The organism is Sulfitobacter sp. M85 (assembly GCF_029285915.1).
Lineage (GTDB): Bacteria > Pseudomonadota > Alphaproteobacteria > Rhodobacterales > Rhodobacteraceae > Sulfitobacter > Sulfitobacter faviae.
On record NZ_JABECQ010000001.1, the window covers coordinates 618,479 to 634,131 of the forward strand.

The 15,653-nt window shown below is 65.3% G+C and carries 18 protein-coding genes; 13 read left to right on the forward strand and 5 right to left on the reverse strand.

Annotated elements, in window-relative coordinates; genetic code table 11:
* The first annotated feature begins 85 nt into the window (after positions 1-85).
* From HKX24_RS03130 to HKX24_RS03165, 8 genes are all read left to right on the forward strand, one after another.
* The gene (locus tag HKX24_RS03130) at positions 86-1,291 is read left to right on the forward strand and encodes an FAD/NAD(P)-binding oxidoreductase (RefSeq protein WP_271692852.1); all 1,206 of its coding nucleotides are present in this window, start codon (positions 86-88) and stop codon (positions 1,289-1,291) included.
* Positions 1,288-1,845, forward strand: a complete 558-nt coding sequence (rsmD, locus tag HKX24_RS03135) for a 16S rRNA (guanine(966)-N(2))-methyltransferase RsmD (RefSeq protein WP_271692853.1) — start codon at positions 1,288-1,290, stop codon at positions 1,843-1,845. The genes HKX24_RS03130 and rsmD overlap by 4 nt, the downstream gene beginning before the upstream one ends.
* 128 nt (positions 1,846-1,973) lie before the next feature.
* A complete protein-coding gene (locus HKX24_RS03140; RefSeq protein ID WP_271693773.1) occupies positions 1,974-3,236 on the forward strand; it encodes an imelysin family protein in 1,263 nt (420 codons plus the stop codon).
* 64 nt (positions 3,237-3,300) lie between these two features.
* Positions 3,301-3,549, forward strand: a complete 249-nt coding sequence (locus HKX24_RS03145; RefSeq protein WP_271692854.1) for a (2Fe-2S)-binding protein — start codon at positions 3,301-3,303, stop codon at positions 3,547-3,549.
* Positions 3,546-4,031, forward strand: a complete 486-nt coding sequence (gene bfr, locus HKX24_RS03150; RefSeq protein ID WP_136720255.1) for a bacterioferritin — start codon at positions 3,546-3,548, stop codon at positions 4,029-4,031. Before HKX24_RS03145 ends, bfr begins: the two co-directional genes overlap by 4 nt.
* Before the next feature lie 70 nt (positions 4,032-4,101).
* Positions 4,102-5,625, forward strand: a complete 1,524-nt coding sequence (locus HKX24_RS03155; protein ID WP_271693775.1) for a di-heme oxidoredictase family protein — start codon at positions 4,102-4,104, stop codon at positions 5,623-5,625.
* Complete coding sequence (locus HKX24_RS03160; RefSeq protein WP_271692855.1) at positions 5,625-6,611, forward strand: imelysin family protein; 987 nt, start codon at positions 5,625-5,627, stop codon at positions 6,609-6,611. The genes HKX24_RS03155 and HKX24_RS03160 overlap by 1 nt, the downstream gene beginning before the upstream one ends.
* On the forward strand, positions 6,611-7,687 hold the full coding sequence (locus tag HKX24_RS03165) for a DUF1513 domain-containing protein (RefSeq protein WP_271692856.1): 1,077 nt from the start codon (positions 6,611-6,613) through the stop codon (positions 7,685-7,687). Before HKX24_RS03160 ends, HKX24_RS03165 begins: the two co-directional genes overlap by 1 nt.
* A gap of 28 nt (positions 7,688-7,715) precedes the next feature.
* On the opposite strand, the gene map is transcribed toward HKX24_RS03165, so the two are convergent.
* Both map and sfsA read right to left on the reverse strand, forming a co-directional pair.
* Entirely contained in the window at positions 7,716-8,546 is an 831-nt protein-coding gene (gene map, locus HKX24_RS03170; protein WP_271688803.1) for a type I methionyl aminopeptidase, read from the reverse strand.
* Positions 8,547-8,597: 51 nt separating this feature from the next.
* The gene (sfsA, locus tag HKX24_RS03175) at positions 8,598-9,305 is read right to left on the reverse strand and encodes a DNA/RNA nuclease SfsA (RefSeq protein WP_271692857.1); all 708 of its coding nucleotides are present in this window, start codon (positions 9,303-9,305) and stop codon (positions 8,598-8,600) included.
* A gap of 47 nt (positions 9,306-9,352) precedes the next feature.
* On the opposite strand from sfsA, the gene HKX24_RS03180 reads away from it, so the two are divergent.
* Genes HKX24_RS03180 through HKX24_RS03195 form a run of 4 tightly spaced genes read left to right on the forward strand, consistent with a single transcriptional unit; the run spans position 9,353 to position 12,316 of the window.
* On the forward strand, positions 9,353-10,072 hold the full coding sequence (locus HKX24_RS03180; RefSeq protein ID WP_271692858.1) for a molybdopterin-binding protein: 720 nt from the start codon (positions 9,353-9,355) through the stop codon (positions 10,070-10,072).
* A complete protein-coding gene (locus HKX24_RS03185; protein ID WP_276153823.1) occupies positions 10,069-10,785 on the forward strand; it encodes a GNAT family N-acetyltransferase in 717 nt (238 codons plus the stop codon). Before HKX24_RS03180 ends, HKX24_RS03185 begins: the two co-directional genes overlap by 4 nt.
* Before the next feature lie 11 nt (positions 10,786-10,796).
* Positions 10,797-11,366 (forward strand): peroxidase-related enzyme, encoded by a 570-nt coding sequence (locus HKX24_RS03190; RefSeq protein ID WP_209218503.1) that lies wholly within the window; start codon positions 10,797-10,799, stop codon positions 11,364-11,366.
* The gene (locus HKX24_RS03195; protein WP_271692860.1) at positions 11,363-12,316 is read left to right on the forward strand and encodes an OmpA family protein; all 954 of its coding nucleotides are present in this window, start codon (positions 11,363-11,365) and stop codon (positions 12,314-12,316) included. Before HKX24_RS03190 ends, HKX24_RS03195 begins: the two co-directional genes overlap by 4 nt.
* Position 12,317: 1 nt before the next feature.
* Here the strand turns inward: HKX24_RS03195 and HKX24_RS03200 are convergent, their stop codons facing one another.
* Positions 12,318-12,749: an Lrp/AsnC family transcriptional regulator gene (locus tag HKX24_RS03200; RefSeq protein ID WP_067262523.1), complete on the reverse strand. Its 432-nt coding sequence runs from the start codon at positions 12,747-12,749 to the stop codon at positions 12,318-12,320.
* Positions 12,750-12,873: 124 nt separating this feature from the next.
* On the opposite strand from HKX24_RS03200, the gene HKX24_RS03205 reads away from it, so the two are divergent.
* Entirely contained in the window at positions 12,874-14,115 is a 1,242-nt protein-coding gene (locus tag HKX24_RS03205; protein WP_271692861.1) for an MFS transporter, read from the forward strand.
* Here the strand turns inward: HKX24_RS03205 and HKX24_RS03210 are convergent.
* Together HKX24_RS03210 and HKX24_RS03215 are read right to left on the reverse strand one after the other, a co-directional pair.
* Positions 14,112-15,026, reverse strand: coding sequence for an NAD(P)-binding domain-containing protein (locus HKX24_RS03210; RefSeq protein ID WP_271692862.1), 915 nt, complete (start codon positions 15,024-15,026; stop codon positions 14,112-14,114). The two genes, HKX24_RS03205 and HKX24_RS03210, sit on opposite strands and share 4 nt — an antisense overlap.
* Positions 15,023-15,643, reverse strand: a complete 621-nt coding sequence (locus HKX24_RS03215) for an HAD-IA family hydrolase (protein WP_271692863.1) — start codon at positions 15,641-15,643, stop codon at positions 15,023-15,025. The genes HKX24_RS03210 and HKX24_RS03215 overlap by 4 nt, the downstream gene beginning before the upstream one ends.
* Positions 15,644-15,653: the final 10 nt, after the last annotated feature.

Sequence of the window (15,653 nt, forward strand, 5' to 3'; positions counted from 1 at the left end):
ATAGCCTCTCCTGTCATTGCGGTTGTCTTGGGGCCAGATATAGGCTTTGACCGCGACCGAGACCAGATCAATCGGGGGATGGCAGATGCAGCATGTGGTGGTGATCGGAGCCGGGCAGGCGGGGGCGTCATGCGTGGCAAAACTGCGGAGCGGCGGGTTCGAGGGGAAAATCACCCTCATCGGCGGCGAGCCGTGCCCCCCTTACCAACGCCCGCCCCTGTCCAAAGGCTACCTGCTGGGGGAGATGAGCCAAGAGCGTCTCTTGCTCCGGCCCGAGGCATTCTACGCCGATCAAGGGATCACGCTGAAAACCGACTGCCGCGTCACGGCGATTGACCCTGAGGCGCGGGTGCTGAGCACCTCCGACGGCGCTGTCGCCTATGACGAACTGGTGCTCGCCACCGGCTCGATCCCGCGCCGCTTGCCCGCCGCGATCGGCGGGGCGCTGGAGGGTGTCTTTACCGTGCGCGATCTGGCGGATGTCGATGCCATGGCCCCGCGTTTCGTCAAGGGCGCGAAGGTGCTGATCGTCGGCGGCGGTTATATCGGGCTGGAGGCGGCGGCGGTCGCGGCCAAGCTGGGGCTTGAGGTCACGCTGGTGGAAATGGCCGACCGGATCCTGCGACGGGTCGCGGCGCCGGAGACCAGCGATTATTTCCGCGCCCTGCACGAAAGCTACGGCGTACGCCTGCGCGAAGGGGTGGGGCTGGAGGGGCTTTTGGGCGAGGGCCATGTCACCGGCGCACGGCTGAGCGACGGGACAGAGATCGCCGCCGATTTCGTCATCACCGGCGTCGGCATCGAGCCCGACATCGCGCTGGCCGCCAGCGCGGGGGTCGAGATCGACAACGGCATCAAGGTTGACGCGCAGGGGCGCGCGAACCTGCCCGGCATCTGGGCGGCGGGGGACTGCACCTCATTCCCCTATCGCGGCGGGCGCATCCGTCTAGAAAGCGTGCCGAACGCCATCGATCAGGCCGAGGTCGTGGCCGAAAACATCCTCGGCGCGGGCAAGGAATATGTCGCCAAACCGTGGTTCTGGTCTGACCAATATGATGTGAAACTGCAAATCGCCGGGCTGAACACAGGCTATGACCGCGTCGTCACCCGCCGGGGCGAGGGCAGTGCGTCCTTCTGGTATTACCGCGGTGAGACTTTGCTGGCCGTCGATGCCGCAAATGATCCACGGGGCTATATGGTCGGCAAACGGTTGATTGAGGCGGGCAAATCGCCCGACCCCGCCTTGGTCGCGGACCCCGAGACGGACCTCAAGGCGCTGCTGCGGGCATGAGGATCATCGCTGGAAAATACCGGGGCCGCCCGCTGGCGGCACTTGGCAAGGGCGACGCCGGGGCGCATCTGCGCCCGACCTCGGACCGGGTGCGCGAGAGCCTTTTTTCGATGCTGACCCATCACGACGTAATCGAAGGCGCGCGGGTGCTGGACCTTTTTGCAGGCACCGGCGCGCTTGGGTTTGAGGCGCTGTCGCGCGGGGCCGCGTCGGTTTGTTTCGTCGAGAATGGCCGCAGCGGGCAGCGGCTGATCGGGGAGAATATGCGCAAGCTGGACGCGGCGGCAGACACCCAATTGCTGCGCCACGATGCCACGCGGCTGGGGCCGTGGACGCAGGCGGCTTTCGGTCTAGTCTTTCTCGACCCGCCCTATGGCAAGTCCATGGGGCAAAAGGCGCTTGTCGCGGCGGCCGAAGGTGGCTGGCTCGCCCCCGGGGCGATGGTCGTCTGGGAAGAAAGCGCCCCCATGCAGGCGCCTGAGGGATTCGCCGGGATCGACACGCGCAAATATGGCGATACCCATGTGACCCTGTTGGAAAGGGCCACCACCTAACGGGGTTCCCTAGGTTCAGCCCGCGTGAGGTTGTACCTTGTATTTTCCGACAAAATAAGTCACCTATTGCCCGAAGGCCCGATACGCCCTGTGTCGGGACCATGGTGATTTTCAAGGAAGGACATCCGATGCGCCTCAAAGCGTCCACGGCCATTGCGCTGATCACATTCGCCGCCGCCCCGGCATTCGCCCAAGGCAAGGCCGAGGTGCTGGACACCTATGCCGACATCGCGCAGGCCGGATACGAAGACAGCCTGACCACCGCGCAGACCCTGCAAGCCGCCGTCGAGACGCTGATCGCCTCCCCCTCTGCGGAGGCGCTTCAGGCCGCGAAAACCGCATGGCTGGCCGCCCGCGTGCCCTACCAGCAGACCGAGGTGTTCCGCTTTGGCAATGCCATCGTCGATGACTGGGAAGGCAAGGTAAACGCATGGCCGCTGGACGAAGGTCTGATCGACTATGTCGACGCCTCCTATGGCGGTGAGACGGATGAGAACCAACTGGCGGTTCTGAACGTCATCGCCAACCCGACATTCACGCTTGGCGGGGAAGAGGTGGACGCCACCGAGATCACGCCAGAACTGCTCGAAGGGCAGTTGCAGGAGGCGGGCGCGGTCGAGGCCAATGTCGCCACCGGCTACCATGCCATCGAATTCCTGCTTTGGGGCCAAGACCTGAACGGCACCGACCACGGCGCGGGTGACCGTCCTTGGACCGATTACGCAGCGGGCGACGACTGCACCGGCGGCAATTGCGACCGCCGTGGGCAATACCTCAAGGCCGCCACCGATCTCTTGGTCAGCGATCTGGAATGGATGGCCGGTCAATGGGCCGAAGGCGGTGAGGCACGCGCCACCGTGCTGGCCGACGAAGACGCCGGGATCGACGCGATCCTGACCGGCATGGGCTCGCTCTCCTACGGCGAACAGGCCGGGGAGCGGATGAAGCTGGGCGTCATGCTCAACGACCCCGAGGAAGAGCACGACTGCTTCTCGGACAACACCCACAACAGCCACTACTACGACGGGTTGGGTGTGCGGAACGTCTATCTGGGCGAATACCTGCGCGTCGATGGGCGTGTGGTCTCGGGCGCGTCGCTGTCCGATCTGGTGGCCAGCGCCGACGCGGGTGTCGATGAAGACCTGCGCGCCAAGCTGAACGCTTCCATGGTGGAGCTGGGCCAGATCAAGACCGCCGCCGAAGCGGGTTTCAGCTATGACATGATGCTTGAGCGCGGCAATGCCGAGGGCGAGGCACTGATCATGGGCGCGGTCGACGCGCTTGTGAACCAGACCCGCGCCATTGAACGCGCGGTGACGGCTCTGGGCGGTGACGAGATCGCCTTTGAAGGCTCCGACAGCCTCGACGCGCCGGAGGCCGTCTTCCAGTAATCCTAAACTTTCCCCCGGGCCGCGCGTGTCGCGGCCCGGGGCCAGCCAAGGAATACGCAACACCATGATTGTTTGTCACTGTCAGAACATCACCGATCGCGACATCAACAATGCCATCGACTGGATGCGGGCCTCTGACGCACGCACGGTCATCACGGCCGGTAAAGTCTACCGCGCCTTGGGCAAAGCGGCCGATTGTGGGGGCTGCATGCCTCTGTTCTTGTCTACCATGCGCGGAAATGGCAACTTTTCCGTGCCTGTGCTGAAAACCACTCTACGTCAGGCGAAACCAAACAAGGAGACAGGTTCATGAAGGGCGACGACAAGGTCATCGAATATCTCAACGCTGCATTGCGCAGCGAATTGACGGCGGTCAGCCAGTATTGGCTGCATTACCGCCTGCAAGAAGACTGGGGCTATGGTCGGCTTGCCGATAAATCGCGCGAGGAAAGCATCGAAGAGATGAACCACGCCGACAAGCTGATCGAGCGGATCATCTTCCTCGAAGGGCACCCCAACCTGCAAAAGCTGGACGCGCTGCGTATCGGTGAGACGGTCAAGGAATGTCTGGAGGCCGATCTCGCCGCCGAGCATGAGGCCCGCACCCTCTATATCGAAGCGCGCAATCACTGCGATCAGGTGGGCGATTATGTCTCGAAGAACCTGTTCGAAGAATTGATCGCCGATGAGGAAGGGCATATCGACTTCCTCGAAACCCAACTGGCGCTTCAGGCGGAACTGGGCGAGGCCGTCTATGGTCAGCTTCAGGCCAAGCCGACAGACGACAGCAAGTAACCGCGACAGGCAGGCCCGGTTTCGGGCCTGCCGCTTATCCAAGGCATTCCCCATGCGATTCCTTATTCCGATGCTCACGGTGGCCGCCGCGAGCATGGCCGCCGCCGCCCCGCAAGCCTTGGAGGAACCGCATCTGAAGGTGATCCCCCGCACCGCGGAAGAGGCCGCCCGGATCGCCAAGGTCACCGCCCCCGCGACCGATTTCGACAAGCCCGAACCCTTTGAGACGAACCCCGCAGGGGCCGCCACGGTCAGCCCGCGCGGCAATGCCGATGCGTTTTCGCTGCCTTCGGGCAACATTCCTTTCGAGCGGGAGTTGGATTTCAAGGTCGGCAATGGGCTGTTCAAAAAGCTTTGGGTCTCTTCGCCCTCGTCGACGCTGGCCTCTGACGGGCTGGGGCCGCTTTTCAACGCGCGTTCCTGCCAGCGCTGCCACCTGAAAGACGGGCGCGGCCATCCGCCCGAGGGGGCCGAGGATGACGCGGTGTCGATGTTCCTGCGCATCTCGGTTCCCACGCCCCCCGAAGAGGCGATGAGCGAGATCGAAGCCTTCCTGCTCTCGGTCGGGGATGAGACCCCGCGCACGCGGCCCGATCCGGTCTATGGTGGGCAATTGCAGGATTTCGGGGTGGCGGGCCATCCGGCGGAGTACCGTCTCGGCGTGCGTTATGAAGAGGTGGAAGTCGCGCTCTCGGAGGGGGAGACCGCCAGTTTGCGCCGCCCGACCTACAGTGCCGAAGACCTCGGCTATGGCCCCTTGGCCGACGGCGCGATGCTCAGCCCCCGCGTCGCCCCGCCGATGATCGGCTTGGGCCTGTTGGAGGCGATCCCAGCGGCCGAAATCTTGGCGCTGGCCGACCCGGAGGACGCCGATGGCGATGGCATCTCGGGCCGGGCGCAGATCGTCTGGTCCTTTGAACATGCGCGTCCGATGCTGGGCCGTTTCGGCTGGAAAGCCGGGGCGCCGACGATCCGCGAGCAGTCCGCCAGCGCCTTTGCAGGCGACATTGGCATTTCCTCCCCCATTTTCGACGCGGCATGGGGCGATTGCACGGCAGAGCAGACCGCCTGCCGCGCGGCACCCCATGGGGATGGTGACGACCGTGGCACCGAGATCGACGCCGAGGGGCTGGATCTGGTGACCTTCTACAGCCGCAACCTTGCCGTGCCCGCCCGCCGCGATGTCGGCGCGCCTGAGGTGCTGCGCGGCAAGGCGGTGTTCCATGAGGTCGGCTGCACCTCCTGCCACCAGCCGAAATTCGTGACCGAACGGCTGGAGGACCAGCCCGAGCAGAGCTTTCAGCTGATCTGGCCGATGACCGATCTTTTGCTCCATGACATGGGCGAAGGGCTGGCCGACAACCGCCCCGAGGGCCGCGCGAACGGGCGCGAATGGCGCACCGCGCCGCTCTGGGGCATCGGCTTGACCGAACAGGTCAACGGCCATACCCAATTCCTGCACGATGGGCGGGCGCGGTCGCTGCTCGAAGCGGTGCTCTGGCACGGCGGCGAAGCCCAGCCCGCCCGCGATGCCGTGGTCGACATGCCCAAAGCCGACCGTGACGCCCTGATCCGCTATCTGGAGAGCCTCTGATGCGCAGCCTGCTGACCGCCACATTCCTTCTGACCGCCGCCCCCGCCCTCGCCGGGGTAGAGGAGGTGATCCAAGATCACGCGTTGCCCGGCACCGCCCGTTTCGCCACGGCCACGGCGGACCTCGACACGGCGGCGCAGGCCGATTGCACCGATGCCGCCCTGCGCCCGGCCTATCAGGAGGCCTTCGACGCATGGATGGGCATCGCGCATCTGACCCTTGGACCGTTGGAAGAGGACGGGCGCGGGCTGGCCATCGCCTTTTGGCCCGACACGCGCGGCATGGTGGGGCGGAGCGTGGCGCGGATGGTGGCCGAAGAAGACCCGATTGCGACAAGCGGTGATTACGCCGAAGTCTCCATCGCCGCGCGTGGGCTCTTTGCGCTGGAACGGCTGCTTTATGACGATGACTTCGCGGGCTACGAGGCTGACAGCTATAGCTGCGCACTGGCCCGCGCGATGGCGGCCGATCTGGCGGAACTGGCGCGGGAGGTCGACACCGCATGGCGTGAAGATTTCGCCGCCACGCTGAGCAGCGCCGGAGAGGCGGACAACAGCCGTTTCCTCAGCCCGCGCGAGGCGTCTCAGGGGCTCTATACGGCTTTGGCAACCGGGCTGGACTTCGTCGCCGACCAACGTTTGGGGCGCCCGACGGGCAGCTTCGACGCCCCCAAGCCGCAGGTGGCGGAGGCCCGCCGTTCGGGTCGTAGCCTGCGCAATGTGGTCCTGTCCCTCGAAGCGCTGCACGGTCTGGCCGACACCCTGTCGGACGCGCCCACCCCCAAGACCGATGCCGCATTCGACCGCGCATTGAGCGCCGCGCGTGCATTGGAAGACCCCGTTTTTGCCGGGGTGGCCGATCCGATCAGCCGTATCCGGGTCGAAGCGCTGCAAAACGATGTGCGCGCCATTTCCGAGGCGGTGGGGGCAGAGATCGCCCCGGCGCTTGGCGTCTCGGTCGGGTTCAACTCGGCGGATGGGGATTGATGCCCTCGCGCCGCCATTTCCTCGCCGGTATCGCCGCCGCGTCGAGCCTGCCGGCGATGGGCTGGGCCGCCGCCGGGAGCCCCGTCTACCTTGCCGCCGCGCGTGATCCTTCGGGGGCCTATGCGCTTTTCGGGCTGGACGGGACCGGCCACGACATTTTCCGTATTCCGCTGCCCGACCGGGGCCATGCCGCCGCCGCCCATCCCACCGCGGCCGAGGCGGTCGCCTTTGCCCGCCGCCCGGGACGTTTCGCGCTGGTGATCGACTGCGAGAAGGGCCGTGTGGCCCATCGGCTCGACGCGCCAGAGGGGCGGCATTTCTACGGGCATGGGGCATTTTTGCAAGGCGGGACCATCCTCGCCACCAGCGAGAATGACATCGACAGCGGCGAAGGGCGCATCGGCCTGTGGTCCCGCGACAAGGGCTATGCCCGGATCGGAGAGATCGCCTCGGGCGGGGTCGGCCCCCATGAAATCCGCCGCTGGGCCGAGGATGTGCTGGTCGTGGCCAATGGCGGCATCCGCACCCATCCCGACAGCGGGCGGGAGAAGTTGAACATTGATGTGATGCGGCCCAATCTGTCTTATGTCAGCCTCTCGGGCGAAGTGCTGGAGCAGGTTCCGCTGCCCGATGGCCTGCATAAAAATTCGATCCGTCATCTGGCCTTGGCGCCGGACGGGCAGGTGGCCTTTGCGATGCAATGGCAGGGGGAACCGGGCGACGGCGTGCCGCTGCTGGGTCTGCATCGGCGCGGGGAAGAGCCGATCTTGGCCGAGGCCGATCTGGCCGAGCAAATCGCGATGCAGGGCTACGCGGGCAGCGTGGCATTTGCCGCCGATGGCGGGGCGGTCGGGATCACGTCACCGCGCGGCGGGCGGCTGCATGTCTTTGACAACAAAGGTTCTTTCCTCGCCAGCCATCGCCGCGCGGATGTCTGCGGGCTGGCACCGGGCCGCGGGGGCTTCGTGGCTACGGATGGGCTGGGCGGTATCCTGTCGCTGCAAGAGGCGACGCTGTCGCGGCTGACCACGGCCAAGCGCGCGTGGGACAACCATTTGGTTGCCATCGACGCATAGGCGGGCGGGGGCCGTGCCCCCGCCGCATTTAGTCAGTCTTGTAGGTCGGGTGGAACAAACCACCGGGCGAGAGGGTGAAGATCTCCACCCCGTCTTCGGTCACGCCGACCGAATGTTCAAACTGTGCCGAGAGGGATTTGTCGCGGGTGACGGCGGTCCAATCGTCGGCGAGGGTCTTGGTCTCGGCCCGGCCAAGGTTCACCATCGGCTCGATGGTAAAGAACATGCCTGGCTCAAGCACAGCACCGGTGCCGGGGCGGCCATAGTGCAGCACGTTGGGCGGCGCGTGAAAGACTTGCCCCAGTCCATGGCCGCAGAAGTCGGTCACGACCGACATGCGGTGGCCTTCGACGAATGTCTGGATCGCGTGGCCGATGTCACCAAAGGTATTGCCCGGCTTCACCGCTTCGATCCCGCGCATCAGGCTGTCGTGGGTCACGTTGATCAGCCGCTCGGCCTTGCGCGAAAGTTTGCCCGCCACATACATGCGGCTGGTATCGCCGAACCAGCCATCGACGATGACGGTCACGTCGATGTTCAGGATGTCGCCGTCTTTCAGCTTCTTGTCGCTGGGGATCCCGTGGCAGACCACATGGTTCACCGAGATGCAGCTGGCGTGTTTGTAGCCCTTGTAGCCAATGGTGGCGGATTTCGCCCCGGCGGCGTTGACCTTCTCTTCGATCAGGCGGTCCAACTCTCCGGTGGTTTGACCGGGGAAGACATGCTCTGCGATCTCGTCAAGGATGGTGGCGGCGAGACGGCCCGCTGCCTGCATCCCGGCATGATCGGAAGGCTCGTAAATGCGAATGCCGTCACGCGTCTGGCGGCCTCGGTGTGCGTTGTTCACCGCTCTCTCCATGCTTGTGTTCGCTCCTACTTAACGTGGCTTTCGGGCGAGGGCCAGAGCGGCTCAGCCCGCGAAGGGGATCGGTTGCGCCAGTGTGACGGCTTGGGGCGTGATATGGGTGCCGATGGCGTAGATTTCCAGCCCCGCCGCCCGCGCGGCTTGGGAGGCGGCGGCATAGGTCGGGTCGATATCGGCAGCGAGGCGCATCTGCGAGCAATCGGTGCGCTGCACCAGATAGAGCAGCACGGCGCGGTGCCCGGCCTGCGCCATCCGCGCCAACTCGCCCAGATGTTTCGCCCCGCGGGCGGTCACGCTGTCGGGGAATTCGGCCAGCCCGGTTTCGCGTGACAGGGTGACGGATTTCACCTCGACATAGGCATCGGGCAGGCCATTGCCGCTGAGCAGGAAGTCGATGCGGGAGTTTTCGCCGTATTTCACCTCCGGTCGCACCTCGGTATAGGCGGCAAGTGGCGCGACTTCACCCGCGATCAACGCCGCCTTCATCGCGCGGTTCGGCAGGGCGGTGTCGACGCCGGTGAAATGGCCGTTCTCATGGTCCACCAACCGCCAGCCGTAGTTCAGCTTTTTCTTTGGATCGTCGTTCGGCTCCAGCCAGATGCGGCTGCCCGGTTCCGCCAGCCCCATCATCGAGCCGGGGTTGGCGCAATGGGCCACCACCTCTTCGTCCGTCTCCTCCAGCCTGCAATCGGCCAGAAAGCGTTTGTAGCGGCGGATCAGCCGGGCGGGGACAAGTTGGGTTTGAAAGCGCATGGGGCGCGGCCTATACCGAAGGGACGCCATCCTCAAGGAGCCGCCCCATGTCAAACCCCACCGCCGCGATGATCGTGATCGGCGACGAAATCCTCTCGGGCCGGACCCGTGACAGCAATATGCATCACCTTGCGGGGGAGTTGACGAAAGTGGGGATCGACCTGCGCGAAGTGCGCGTGGTCTCGGACGATCATGGGGCGATCATCGCCGCCGTGCAGGCGCTGTCGTCGGCCTATACCCATGTCTTCACCTCGGGCGGGATCGGGCCGACCCATGATGACATCACCGCCGATTGCATCGCCGCCGCCTTTAACCGCGACATCGACGTGCGCGACGATGCGCGCGAGATTTTGGCGGAACATTACGCCCGCGCGGGGACCGAGATGAACGCGGCGCGCCTGCGCATGGCGCGCATCCCTGAAGGCGCCGCGCTGATCGAGAACCCGGTCTCTGCCGCGCCGGGGTTCATCGTCGAAAACGTGCATGTAATGGCCGGGGTACCTGCGGTGTTTCAAGCCATGGTCGCCAGTGTCTTGCCGGGGCTGATCGGGGGCCAGCCGCTGATCAGTGAGACCCTGCGCATCGACCGGGGCGAAGGCGATATCGCCGGGCCGCTGGGGGCGCTGGCCGAGGAATATCCGCATTTGTCGATGGGCAGCTACCCGTTTCAAAAGGACGGTGTCTTTGGCGCGCATGTGGTGATCCGGGGCAGCGATCCGGGGATGGTCGAAGCCGCAATGGCCAAGCTCAAGGCCGCCTTCGCATGAGCGAGGCGCAGGCGTTTTTCGACGCGGGCGACGCGACATGGCCCGCTGCGCGGCGCTTTGAGCACGGCCCATGGATACTGCGCGAAGGGCAGGGCGGCGGCAAACGCGTCTCGGCGGCGACGGCGCGCGGAGCGATAACCGACGCCGACATTCCGACCGCCGAAGCGGCGATGCGCGAGATGGACCAGCGCCCGCTGTTCATGGTGCGCGCCGGGGAAGATGACCTCGACGCGCTGTTAGCCGCACGGGGCTACGACGTGGTCGATCCGGTCACCGTGCTGAGCCTGCCGATCACTCGCCTCACCGATATACCGATGCCCCCGGTCACCGCCTTTTGCATCTGGGAGCCGCTGGCGATCATGGCCGAGGTCTGGGCCGCCGGCGGGGTCGGCCCCGCGCGCCTTGCCGTGATGGACCGGGCCGCAACCAAGACCGGCATCCTTGCCCGCTGGAACGAGAAACCCGCGGGCGTCGCCTTTGCTGGAGTGCACGAGGACATCTGCATGGTCCACGCGGTCGAGGTGCTGCCCCATCAACGACGCCAAGGCGTGGCGACTTGGCTGATGCGGGCCGCCGCCCATTGGGGGCAGGCGCAGGGGGCCGCGCGGCTGTCGGTGCTCTGCGTCGATACCAATACCCGCGCGCAGGCGCTCTATGCCAAGCTGGGCTTTGCCCCGGTCGGGCACTATCATTACCGTCAAAGCACCGAGTGAAGGATAAGCCCATGGCCAACGACATGCCCACCGCCCTTGATCTGCCGATGGTCGATCCGCTGCCCGAGGCGACGCAGAAGTATTTCGATGTCTGTCAGGAAAAGCTCGGGATGGTGCCCAATGTGCTGCGGGCCTATGCCTTTGACATCGACAAGCTGAACGCCTTTACCGGCATGTATAACGATCTGATGCTGGGCGACAGCGCGCTCAGCAAGCTTGAGCGTGAGATGATCGCGGTGGCGGTGTCTTCGGTCAACAAATGCTACTATTGCCTTGTGGCCCATGGGGCGGCGGTGCGCGAAATGTCGGGCGATCCGCAGTTGGGCGAGGCGCTGGTGATGAACTACCGCGTGGCCAAGATCAGCGCCAAACAACGCGCCATGTTGGATTTCGCCGTCAAGCTGACCGAGGCCAGCGCCAAGGTCGAAGAAGCCGACCGTCAGGCGCTGCGCGACGTAGGCTTCACCGACCGTGACATCTTTGACATCGCCAGCGTGGCGGGTTTCTTTAACATGACCAACCGGGTGGCCAGCGCCACCGACATGCGCCCGAACGACGATTACCACGCGCAGGCGCGATGATCCGGGCGCGCGTCGCGGCGGCTCTGGCCGGGATGCTGCTGGCGGCCCCGGCGGCGGCGCTTGAACTGGCGCTGCCCAGCACCGCGCGGCTGACGGCGGAACGCAACACCGCGCCGGATCGCTACGCTGCGCCCGTGGGTGTCTATGCCGAAGGGCAGGTGGCGCGGGTCCATGTCGATGGCGACGTGCGCCGCGCCGCTTGGCGGATGGACACGCCGGGGCTGACCGCCTTGCAAGTGATGCGCCCCCTGCGGCGGCAACTTGAAGGGGCGGGCTTTGACATCGTGCTCGACTGCGCCGCGCGGGAGTGCGGTGGGTTCGATTTCCGCTTTGCGATAGAGGTGCTGCCGGGGCCGAACATGTATGTGAACCTGCGCGCCTTCCACTTCATCACCGCCCTGCGGCGAGATGAGGATGGCACACCGACCGAGGCGATCAGCATCCTTGCCAGCACGGCGGCGACCTCGGCCTATGTGCAGATCATCCAAGCCCGCAGCGGGGATGCGCCGGAAGACGGCACCCCCCCCGTCACGCCCGCCCCAACCGGCGCGGTGCCGCTTGCCACCGCCACGGAGGATTTCGCGGCGGTGCTGAAGGCCGAGGGGCATCTGGTGCTCAACCGTTTGGAGTTCGAGACCGGCACCTCCGCGCTTGGCCCCGGCCCCTTTGCGACCCTCGCGCGGCTTGCCGAATTGCTCAAGGCAGAGCCGGGTCTGCGGGTGGCGCTGGTCGGTCATACTGATGCGGTGGGCAGTTTGGACGCCAATACCGCCTTGTCGCGCAGGCGGGCAGAGGCGGTGCGGGATCGGTTGGTTGAGCGCTATGACGTGGCCCCCGGCCGGCTGGAGGCGCAGGGCGCTGGCTATCTCGCGCCGCGCGACAGCAACCTGACCGAAGCGGGGCGCGAACAGAACCGGCGGGTCGAGGTGGTCGTTCTCTCGGTGCAATAGCCTAGGTCGTGACCGTCATCTGGGTGGCCAGCAGCAGGTTCGTCTCGCTTGAGCTTACCCCCTGAATCCGGCGAATTTGGCCCAACACGCTGTCGAGTTCTTCGACGGTCTCTGTCCCCGTCTCTACAATCAAATCCCATTTGCCATTGGTCGCATGGATTGCCTGCACCGCGGGCATGCCCGCAAGAATGCGTTTGATCCGGTCGGTGCCCGCCCCTTCGATGGCCAAGAGCGTATGGCCGCGGATCGGGCTGTGCCGCATGTCCTCTTTCAAGATCAGCGTGAAGCCCAAAATCGCGCCCGAGCTGACCAGACGTTCCACCCGCGCCCGCACCGTCACCCGCGACAGGCCGGTGGTGGCGGCCAGCGCGGAATAGGACATGCGCGCGTCGCGCCGCAGTTCTGCGATGATCTTATTGTCGATCTCGTCCATGGGGGATCCCGTTTGCTTTGTTGAATAGGGTTTACGGCAGCGCGGGCGGGCTGGCCAGTCTTTGGAGATGTCCGATTGACGACGCCCGGGAAACCCATAATCTGCCGCGGAAAGGAACACTTCCATGCAAAGCCGCGCGCCCCTGTTCACCCCGGTCCTGATGGTCGGATGTATCATCATCATGGTCAGCTTCGCCGTGCGGGCCTCCTTCGGCGTGTTCCAGATCCCCATTGCCGAGGAATTCGCATGGGCGCGCAGTGAATTCTCCCTCGCCATCGCGATCCAGAACCTCGCCTGGGGCATCGGGCAGCCGATCTTTGGCGCGCTGGCCGAGAAGATTGGCGATAGGCGGGCGATTATCATCGGGGCGGTGGTCTACGCCGTGGGGCTGCTCCTGTCGGCCAACTCCGCAACGCCGATCGAGCATCAGACCTATGCCTGGCTCGTGGGCTTCGGCATCGCGGGTACTGGCTTTGGCGTGATCCTCGCCGTGGTGGGGCGCGCGGCGTCTGACGAGAACCGCTCGATGGCGCTGGCCATCGCCACGGCGGCGGGCAGCGCGGGCCAAGTCTTCGGCGCGCCAGTGGCGGAATGGATGCTAAGCTTCATATCATGGCAGATGACCTTCGTCAGCTTCGCGGGGGTGATCCTGTTGATGCTGCTCACCTTGCCGATGATGCGCGCGCCCGCGATGGCAAGCCGCGCGGAGCTTGAGGAATCAATGGGCCAGATCCTCGGCAAGGCCTTCCGCGATCCCTCCTATACGCTGATCTTTCTGGGCTTCTTTTCCTGCGGCTACCAACTCGCCTTCATCACCGCGCATTTCCCGGCTTTCGTGACCGAGGTGTGTGGTCCGATCCTTGCCGGGGGCGTGCTGCACAACATCGGCATCACCACCACCTCGGCGCTTGGCGCGGTGGCGATCTCGCTGATTGGACTGGCCAATATCGCGGGCACGCTGCTGGCGGGTTGGGCGGGCAAGCGTTATTCCAAGAAATACCTGCTGGCGGGGATCTATGTCGGGCGCACGGTGATCGCGGCGGCCTTCATCATGTTCCCGATCACGCCGATGACGGTGATCCTGTTCTCTGTGGGGATGGGCGCGCTCTGGCTCGCCACGGTGCCGCTGACCTCCGGCCTCGTCGCGCATATCTACGGGCTGCGCTACATGGGCACGCTTTACGGGATCGTCTTTTTCAGCCACCAGCTGGGCAGTTTCCTCGGCGTCTGGCTGGGCGGGCGGATGTACGACATCTACGGCAGCTACACCGCCGTCTGGTGGGTTGGCGTGGCCGTGGGCGCGTTTAGCGCCGTGGTGCATCTGCCGATCCGCGAGAAACGGCTCGAGGGGCTGGTGACCGCTTAACGCGCGCGCCAGCGTTCGAGGATGTGGTTGGCGGTCATCAGGTCCAGATGTGCGCCGCCACCGTTCTTGAAGAGGGTGATTTCGTCATCGCTCTGCCGGGTGAAGGCAGCCAGATCGTAATAATCCGCGATCAGGTGATCGCGGGTGATGGTGCCTGCCTCAAGCGGGATGTTGATCTCTCCGATATGGCCGATGGTGGTGTCGAAACTGTCGACGAAGACGCGGGCGCGCAGCAGCGCCGTGTCGTCCACCTCGCGCATGTCGGGGCGGTAGGCGCCGATGAGATCGAGGTGCTGGCCGGGCTGCAACCAATCGCCCTCGATCAGCGGGTCGGTCGACATGGTGGCGGAGGTGACGATATCTGCGGCGCGCACGGCCTGCTCCAGATCGGTCGCCACGTTGATCTTGAGCTCTGCGGCCATCGCCTCGGCGTTCTTGGGCGTCCGGTTCCAGACCGTGAAGCGCGCCTGCGGGAAGGCCGCGGAATAGGCGGCGTGCAGCGCCCGACCTTGAGTGCCCGCGCCGACGATCAGGATGTTCTCGCTGTCCGGTCGGGCAAGGCGGCGCGCGGCCAAGAGGCTGTCGCCCGCGGTCTTCCACTTGGTGACAAGGTGGAAGTCCACGATGGCGGAGAGTGTGCCTGTGACATCATCGAAAAGCGAGACGCCGCCGTTGACCATCGGCACCTCGCGGTCCGGGTTGCCGGGGAAGATCGTGGCGGATTTGACGGCGATGCCCAGCCCGTCGATCCACGCCGCGCGGCTTAGAAGCGTGTCCTTGCCACGATAGAGGAAGGTGTCGCCGATCTCGGCCTTCGGCAGGTCGTGGCCCGCGGCCAGCGCGTCGGTGAGCGCGATCCAATCCAGCAGCGCCTCCCCCGCCTCGAAGGAGATGTTCGGGATGTCGGTCATGCGGCCTCCTCGCGGGTCAGCAGGCCTGCGGCGACCAGACGGTCGGCCCAGCCCTGCGGCCCGGTAAAATGATGGGTTTGCCAGCCCCGCGCAGCAGCGGCGGCGATGTTGTCGGCGCGGTCGTCGGTGAAGAGCAGGGCCTCGGGCGGCAGGTCGCTGCCCTTTTCCACGGCCTCGTAGATTGAGGGCGCGGGTTTGATCATGCCGAGGTGGCCGGAAATGAAATCACGGTCGAACTCGCGCAGGAAAGGGTAATGGGTCGCGGCCAGATCATAGCTTTGGATGCCGAAGTTGGTGAGCGAGAAGACCGGGACGCCGCGCGCTTGCAGCGCATTCTTCAACCGCAGGGAGTGGTCGATCACCGGGGCGGCCATCTCGATCCAGCGGTCGTGCCAGAGGCGGATTTCATCGCCCCACTCAGGCGTCGCCTCGGCCATGGCATAGATCGTGTCGCGGAAATTCTCGCCGCTGTCGACGCGGTCGTTCATGCCGTGCAGGTCCACGGCGTCGAACATGGCGCGGCGGCGATCTTCGCCGATGACACTGTCGTAAAACCGCTCCGGTTGCCATTCGATCAATACGTTGCCGATGTCGAAAACGACCGCCTGTGGTGTCATATCACTTGCC